General features: G+C 68.6%; 8 protein-coding genes. 3 read left to right on the top strand and 5 right to left on the bottom strand.

The features are described 5' to 3' along the window. The 3 genes from ABTY62_RS46755 to ABTY62_RS46745 form a co-directional block, all read right to left on the bottom strand. Positions 1 to 1,877: DUF6531 domain-containing protein (locus ABTY62_RS46755; RefSeq protein WP_352135506.1), on the bottom strand; the 1,877-nt coding region annotated here is incomplete at its 3' end. Continuing rightward, positions 1,874 to 2,425 (bottom strand): hypothetical protein, encoded by a 552-nt coding sequence (locus ABTY62_RS46750; protein WP_352135505.1) that lies wholly within the window; start codon positions 2,423 to 2,425, stop codon positions 1,874 to 1,876. The genes ABTY62_RS46750 and ABTY62_RS46755, both read right to left, overlap by 4 nt. Beyond that, complete coding sequence (locus tag ABTY62_RS46745) at positions 2,422 to 2,745, bottom strand: SseB family protein (RefSeq protein WP_352135504.1); 324 nt, start codon at positions 2,743 to 2,745, stop codon at positions 2,422 to 2,424. The genes ABTY62_RS46750 and ABTY62_RS46745 overlap by 4 nt, the downstream gene beginning before the upstream one ends. A gap of 181 nt (positions 2,746 to 2,926) precedes the next feature. Between ABTY62_RS46745 and argJ the strand changes: the two genes are divergently transcribed. From argJ to ABTY62_RS46730, 3 genes are all read left to right on the top strand, one after another. Further along, positions 2,927 to 4,123, top strand: a complete 1,197-nt coding sequence (gene argJ / locus ABTY62_RS46740; RefSeq protein WP_352135503.1) for a bifunctional glutamate N-acetyltransferase/amino-acid acetyltransferase ArgJ — start codon at positions 2,927 to 2,929, stop codon at positions 4,121 to 4,123. Further along, positions 4,120 to 4,959, top strand: coding sequence for an arginase family protein (locus ABTY62_RS46735; protein WP_352135502.1), 840 nt, complete (start codon positions 4,120 to 4,122; stop codon positions 4,957 to 4,959). Before argJ ends, ABTY62_RS46735 begins: the two co-directional genes overlap by 4 nt. Positions 4,960 to 5,152: 193 nt before the next feature. After that, the gene (locus ABTY62_RS46730; protein ID WP_352135501.1) at positions 5,153 to 5,644 is read left to right on the top strand and encodes a GNAT family N-acetyltransferase; all 492 of its coding nucleotides are present in this window, start codon (positions 5,153 to 5,155) and stop codon (positions 5,642 to 5,644) included. Positions 5,645 to 5,658: 14 nt separating this feature from the next. Here the strand turns inward: ABTY62_RS46730 and ABTY62_RS46725 are convergent, their stop codons facing one another. Both ABTY62_RS46725 and ABTY62_RS46720 read right to left on the bottom strand, forming a co-directional pair. Continuing rightward, the gene (locus ABTY62_RS46725; RefSeq protein ID WP_352135500.1) at positions 5,659 to 5,859 is read right to left on the bottom strand and encodes a DUF397 domain-containing protein; all 201 of its coding nucleotides are present in this window, start codon (positions 5,857 to 5,859) and stop codon (positions 5,659 to 5,661) included. Beyond that, positions 5,856 to 6,686 carry a helix-turn-helix domain-containing protein gene (locus ABTY62_RS46720; protein ID WP_352135499.1) on the bottom strand — a complete coding sequence of 277 codons (831 nt, stop codon included), beginning with the start codon at positions 6,684 to 6,686 and terminating at the stop codon, positions 5,856 to 5,858. The genes ABTY62_RS46725 and ABTY62_RS46720 overlap by 4 nt, the downstream gene beginning before the upstream one ends. Positions 6,687 to 6,810 lie beyond the last annotated feature (124 nt).

Raw genomic sequence — 6,810 nt, 5'->3', positions numbered from 1 at the left:
ACCTTGTAGGCCTCGTTGCAGACGTAGGTGGTGGTGTTGCCCTGCGAGTCGGTGTAGCGGGTGGTGCGGGCCTGGGTGTCGTAGTGGAGGCGGCCGGAGAGGATGCCGTCCGGGCCGATCCCGCGCAGCACCCGGCCCCGGTGGTCGTAGACATACCCGTACGTCGTGCCGTTGCGGTCCGTCCACGACGTGACGCGGCGCCGGTCGTCGTACCGGTACCGCAGCGGCAGGCCCGTGGAGTTGATGACCTCGGCGAGATTTCCGGCTTTGTCGTAGCCGTAGGAGATCAGCGTGGTGCTGCGCTCGTGCTCGTCGCCGTGCAGCAGGCGCAGCGCGGTGATCCGCAGCAGCGCCGGGTCGGTGTCGACGGCGATCCGGTAGCCGCCGGAGTGGACGATCTCGGTCGGCGCGCCCTGCTCGTCGTAGGCGATGTCGATGCGGTCGCCGTCGCCGGTGCGGCCGGTGATCGCGGTCAGGATCAGCTCGCGGCCGCCTGCCGGAAGGGGCGCGAAGTGCAGGGTGCGGTTGTGTTCCGGGGCGGTGATGACAAACGCGCTGTCGGGCTTGCCGTCCCAGCGCAGCGGCCAGCGCGGCCCTGAGGTGGGCAGCGTCGGGACGTCGGGCTGCGGGATCGGGTAGGTCAGGAGCATGCCGTCGTCGGTGACGTAGATGACACCGGCGTCGTCGATCTCCAGGCGCTGGTCGAGCGTGCCCGCCCAGGTGCGGCCGAACCAGCCACCGCACGGATGCCCTGAGACGTAATGCCGCTCCAGCACCAGGGGCAGCGCGCCGGGGAGGGTGACGTCGGTGGCGGACATGACCATTTCGCCGGTCGCCACATCGATCGGCTCACCGGTCTTGGGCCGCTCCTCATTCGGCGTGTTGTTCTTGTCCGGGTCGCTGTCGGTGCGCCTGCGGGCGCTGCCGTCCCGGCGCAGCCCGCGCTCCCGGTTGAGGAGGCGTTGTGCGGCGTTCTTGGCGGTGGCGCCGGCGCGGCGGGCGGTGCCGGCTCCGCCGGTGGCCAGGGCGAGGAGGAGTTCGGGGGTCAGCTGGCCGGCGGCGCGGGCCGGGTTGCGCTGCCACTCGTCCCAGTTGGTGACGGCCTTCGCGAACTCCTTGGGGTGGTCGACGGCGTAGGCGATGCCGTCCTGGATGCCGGCCAGGTGGAGGCCGAGCCCCTGGGGCCCGTCGTTGACGAGGTCGTCGAAGCCCTCGTACCACCCGTACATGGTGTCGCCCGCGCCGCCGGCGAAGTCCCCGAGCCCCTTCTTGAGCTTGTTCCAGCCCTTGGGGGCCGGGGGCTTGTCCGGGGCCTTCTCCGCCGCCTTGGCGAGTTTCTTCTTCGCCGCGTCGATGACCGGCTGAAGCTCGCCCTCCAGCTTGTCCAGCCGCCGGTAACACCCCTCCAGCGCGGCGATCCCCGGATCGTCCTCCGGCGGGCGCTGGGGCAGCGGATCGTCCTTGCGGTTCTCGGCGTCGATGTAGTCGGTGACGTCCTTCCAGTACTTCTTGGAGGCCGCCCGGGCGTCATCGGCGTCCTTGATGATCGGCTCGACCCGCTTCTGCACCGAGCGCAGCTTGTCCGCGTACGAGTCCAGGGCGTTCGCGGCGGCGTGGAAGTAGGTCTGCGCGGACTCCAGCTCCCGGGGAAGCTTCTCCGTCGCCTTCTCGAACCCCTCCGACCCGGCCCCGGTCCAGTCCATCAACATCAGGGCGTCCAACTGGTCGCGCCCGTCCTTGAACGCACCTGCGTAGGCCCGGAGTTTGACGGCCAGGTCATCGACGTCGGACGGATTGCCGTAGATGACGTCGGAGGGTTCCGCGCCCGGCGGTATGCGCTCGGCGGAACCGTCCCCTGCCGAATCACCCCGGGTCATGCGATCGTCCCCTTCGAGCCGCCGTCGACTTCCCAGCCGCCGTCGTAGCGCTTGCGGGGGTTGGTCGGCACGTCATAGCTCCCACCGGACCCGTGATCATCGAGCCAGGGCTCCTGGTAGATCTGCGGCGGCGGGTCGAACTTCGGCCGGGACCCGTTCTGCCACGCCCTCAGCCCGTGCTCACCGAACGGCAGCTTGGCGATGTTGTCCGCAGTTGGCGCGAAATCCTTGATCCGCAGCAGATCAGCCATCACATAGGCCGCGATGACCTGCCGGAGCGTCTCGACCACCGTGTCCGTGTGCTCGGCCACCCGCCCCATCCCGAACCCCCAGGCCGAGAGCATCTTCTCCGCCGCGTCATAGACGTCGAAATCAGCCGAATTCCCAATGTAATCGGCCAGAGTCTTCCAATCGCCTTTGATCTTGCGCGCTGCGACGACCGACTCCTCCAGCGGCGTCAACACCGCACGCACCGAAGCGATCTCGATCTTGTAGCCATCACCCGGCTTCGGCCCACTCGAAGAGGGTCCCCCGTCGTGATCCGTCATTCCGCTCCCCCCGTGTCCACAGCCCTGAGCACTTCCGCGTCCAGCAGGAAGGGGCGCTTACCCAACGGGTCCACCAACGCGCGCACACCCTCGGGCAGTAGACCCACCAGGTCCTCGACCGTCGTCGACGCCCACCCGCACGCCCCCGCGAAGCGGGCGAGCCCCTCGAGCGAGGTGAACACCGGCACGAGCGGGCCGGCCTCCGCCGTCTCCGAGACCAGGAACCCCGGCTCCTCCGGACGCTGGAAGTACAGCCGCGCCTTGCGCAGAGCCGCCCACTTCTCCTGCTCCGACAGCTGCGCCGCGGTCTCCTGGCGCACAAGGTCCGCCAGGCTCTCTCTGTCACCCTGACCAGGCAATCTGTTGCCCCCTCCCCCAAACCCGAGGGTAATTTTCACACAGGTGACCGACACCACGGGTGATCGCCGCGCGGCCCCTCGCGGCCGCCCGCCGGGGGGAGATGGATGGACAGCCCGCACTCAAGGTGCAAACATATTCTGCATGACGCATGATCATGCATTGAAGTGGGGGTCTGGCCCCGTGGTGTGGCCGACGGGCTTCCGGGCCTACACCGGGCACGGCGGACTGCGCGAGCACGGTGACGACATCTCGATCGTCGCGTCGGACCGGCCGGCCACCAGCGCGGCCATGTTCACCCAGAGCCTCTTCGCGGGCCCGGCCGTCATCCTCAGCCGGGCACATGCCGCAGGACAGAACCTGCGTGCCGTGACGACGCTGGCGCAGAACGCGAATGTCGCCACCGGGCGCCAGGGCGAGGAGAACGCCGCCGAGGTCGTCCGCCGCGTCGCCGGGATTCTGGGCGCTCCGGAGGACGAGGTGCTCATCGGCTCCACCGGCGTCATCGGACGCCCGCTGCCCATGGACACCATCCGTACGCACTTCGACGGGGCTGCCCGGAGTGGCCTCGCGGCGTTCACGGCCGGACCGCTGGATGTGGCCCGCGCGATGATGACCACCGACACCCGCCCGAAGACCGCCGTACGGACCGTCGGGCAGGCCCGCGTCGTGGGCGTCGCCAAGGGGGTCGGCATGCTGGAACCCAACATGGCCACGATGCTGGCCTACGTGTTCACCGACGCGGCCATGTCCCCGGCCGACCTGGACAGCGCCTTGCGCGGAGCGGTGAATCGCACCTTCAACTGCCTGAGCGTCGACACCGACACCTCCACCTCCGACACCGTGGCGGTCATCGCGAACGGCGCCGCGGGACCAGTCGATGCGGCGGAGTTCTCCGAAGCCCTCGCCGACCTGTGCCTGGACCTCACGCGGCAGTTGGCCAGTGACGGCGAGGGCGCCACAAAGCTGCTGCGCGTCACGGTCGCCCAGGCCGGCGACTACGGACAGGCCAAACGCGTCGCCAAGAGCGTGGTGAACTCACCCCTGGTCAAGACCGCCGTCCACGGCGCCGACCCCAACTGGGGCCGCGTGCTGATGGCCATCGGCAAGAACACCGACGAGACCGACATCGTGCCGGGCAACGTCACCGTCAGATTCGGCGACATCGAGGTGTACCCCGAGGAGCCCGAGGCCGAGACCCTCGACAAGCTGGTCGGCATCATGCGCCAGGACGAGGTCGACATCGTCATCACGCTCGGCATCGGGGAGGCCGAAGCGACGGTGTACGGCTGCGACCTGTCCGCCGGTTATATCCGCGTCAACGCGGACTACACGACATGACCAACGAGCCCCATACCGTTCTCGTGATTCCCCAGTGGCAAGGCTCGGCCGCGCGCAACCCTCAGCGACTGGTGGAAGGTGCGCACCGGCTGGGAGCGCTGCTCCCCGCGGCGCGACGCACCGTCGTCGAGATCGACCCCGGCCCTGGACAGTATCTGGACGGCGTACGCCACCTCGATGTGCTGGCCCGCTCGCTGGAGGCGACCAGGGCCGCGCTGAGCCGGAGCGGCGATGACACGCTGCTCGCGGTGGGCGGCGACTGCGGCATCGAGCTCGCGCCCGTCGCCCGCGCGGTCGCCCGCCACGGCGACGACCTTGCGGTCGTCTGGTTCGACGCCCACGCGGATCTCAACACCCCCGACGCATCTCCCTCCGGGGGTTTCCACGGAATGGTGCTGCGCACCCTGCTCGGGGAGGGGCCGTCACAGCTGTTGGCCGGGCCGGGGGAGCGCCTTTCCTCTCGGCAGCTCGTGCTCGCGGGCGTCCGCGCCCTCGACCCCGCTGAGCGGGACTTCATCGAGGCGGAAGGCATCCGGGCTCTGTCCGTTCCCGCTCTTCGGGAGCCGGGCCAACTGGTCTCCGCGGTAGCCGCCACAGGGGCCACGCACGTCTACATCCACCTGGACCTGGACGTGCTGGACCCCGCCCACTTCCCCAGCCTGTCCTGCCCGGAACCCGGAGGTCTGCACCCCGACGAGCTGCGCGCCGCGCTGCACGCACTGACGAGACGATTCGCTCTCGCGGGCATGGGGATCACGGAGCATGCGCCCGCCGCCGACTCGGCCGACGGTGACCACGTCCTCCAGAGGATCCTCGGCGGTATGGCTCTCCAGTAGCGACAGCCCGTACCAGCTCACAGCTTGGCCATCGCCGCCGCCTGCCCGCGAGGAAGGACGGATCGCCCGGGTAATGGGTTGAGTGCGGCCTGAGCCCGTGTTATCACTGGCGGCGGGTCCGCGAACGGGGATCGTGAAGACATCGAAAGGCAGGCCGGGCAGCGTGCTTGGAGACCCGATCCGGCTACGGCCGATGGAGCCGTCGGACGCCGAGGCGCTGTGGCGGTGGAACCATGACCCCGCGGTCATGCGCTGGATGAGCGATGGCTACGCCCAGCCGCTGTCCCAGGTGAAGAAGCGGTTGGAGGAACGGCCGCGCAATGCCTACGGCGAGGTGCTCTACGGAGTCGAAGTCCTCACCGACGCAAAGCTCATCGGCGTGGTCCGACTGCGCGATGCCGAGCCGGAGACGGGCATTGCCGAGCTCGACATATACATCGGTGAGAAGGAGTACTGGGGGCGCGGCTACGGCACCGACGCGATGCGGACGATGTGCCGCTACGGCTTCGACAAGATGCGGCTGCACAAGATCACGCTGACTGTCGTCATCGAGAATATTGCCGCTCATCGCGTCTACCAGAAGATCGGCTTCGTTGACGAAGGCAGGCTGCGTCAGGAGTTCCGACGCGATGGCAAGTGGTACGACATGTTCACGATGGGGCTGCTGGAAGGCGAGCTGCGCTGACGCGCTGTCGGCCTCTACGCGTCGAACTCCCCGGCGCGGAGGCTGCCGATGAACGCGCCCCACTCGCGTATGTGGAAAGCGAGCTGCGGTCCTGGCGCGTGCTTCGAGTCCCGTACGTGGATGGCGGTCGGGCCGGTGGCCACCTCGACGCACATGCCACCCTCGCCACTGCTGTAGCTGCTCTTGAACCACGTCAGTTCGGTTTTGCTGTTCATAGTTCTCCCCGCAGCTTCTCGATGAAGTCCAGCGACTCTCGTGGCGTGAGCGCCTGTGCCCTGATGATGCCGTACCGCTGCTCGAGCGTGCGGACTGCTTTTCGGTCGGTCACCAACCTGCCGATGTCCTGCACCTCGACGTAGGCCATCATCTGACGCCCGCTGGGCTCCAGCAAGGCGAAGGGGCCGCCATTTCCAGCGTGTTCCTCCACTGCCGTTGGCAGTACCTGGAGCACGATATTCCGGATCTCTCCGACGTGCAGTAGGTGTGCCAACTGGCCACGTAGCACTGATGCACCACCGCATGGGCGGCGCAGTGCCGCCTCTTCGGTAACGAAGCTCATGACTGGTGCTGGTCGGCGGGCGAGAAGTTCCTGTCGGGCCAGCCGGGCATGCACGCGGTGCTCGATGGTCTCCTCCTCCAGCGCTGGACGCTGCATCGTGAACAGGGCGCGGGCGTAATCCTCCGTCTGGAGCAGCCCGTTGACCACCTGATTCTCGTACGCGTGGAACTCCGTCGCCTGCGCCTCCAGCCTCGCCGCCCCGCGAAAGAACGCCGGAAGCCGCGCCTTGGCCACCTCCTCCTTCGCCGCCCGCAGCACCCCGAACGCGTTCAGCACCTCGTCCGCCGCGTCCAGGAACTCCGGCTGTGGCACCCGCCGCCCCTGCTCCACCGAGGACACCTGCTCCTCGCTGTACCCGATGGCCTCACCCAGCTGCGCCTGCGTGAGCCCCGCCCGCTCGCGGAAGAGCTTCACCTGCTTGCCCAGGAACTTGAGGAAGTCCGCCCCGTACTCGTCCTGCCCCGGCCGCTCCGTATCTGCCATGTCCCGCCACCTCCCGTGCGCAAGAACGTCATGTCTCCCCACCCGCGTCACGGCACCACTCCCGTACGGGCACTTTCCGTGCCCGTACGGCGACCCTGGGTACTCGCGAGCTGTCTGGTCAGGC

The sequence above is a fragment of the Streptomyces sp. NPDC097640 genome (assembly GCF_040302705.1).
In the GTDB taxonomy this organism is placed as follows: domain Bacteria; phylum Actinomycetota; class Actinomycetes; order Streptomycetales; family Streptomycetaceae; genus Streptomyces.
Note: the sequence above shows the minus strand (reverse complement) of the source record. Positions and strands in the feature narration are given on the sequence as shown.

Bases quoted from the DNA above. Each gene is read 5' to 3' on its own strand.
- ABTY62_RS46720 (WP_352135499.1), bottom strand. From the start codon at position 6,686: ATGGCAGATACGGAGCGGCCGGGGCAGGACGAGTACGGGGCGGACTTC.
- ABTY62_RS46750 (WP_352135505.1), bottom strand. From the start codon at position 2,425: ATGACGGATCACGACGGGGGACCCTCTTCGAGTGGGCCGAAGCCGGGT.
- ABTY62_RS46730 (WP_352135501.1), top strand. From the start codon at position 5,153: ATGGAGCCGTCGGACGCCGAGGCGCTGTGGCGGTGGAACCATGACCCC.
- argJ (WP_352135503.1), top strand. From the start codon at position 2,927: ATGACGCATGATCATGCATTGAAGTGGGGGTCTGGCCCCGTGGTGTGG.
- ABTY62_RS46735 (WP_352135502.1), top strand. From the start codon at position 4,120: ATGACCAACGAGCCCCATACCGTTCTCGTGATTCCCCAGTGGCAAGGC.
- ABTY62_RS46725 (WP_352135500.1), bottom strand. From the start codon at position 5,859: ATGAACAGCAAAACCGAACTGACGTGGTTCAAGAGCAGCTACAGCAGT.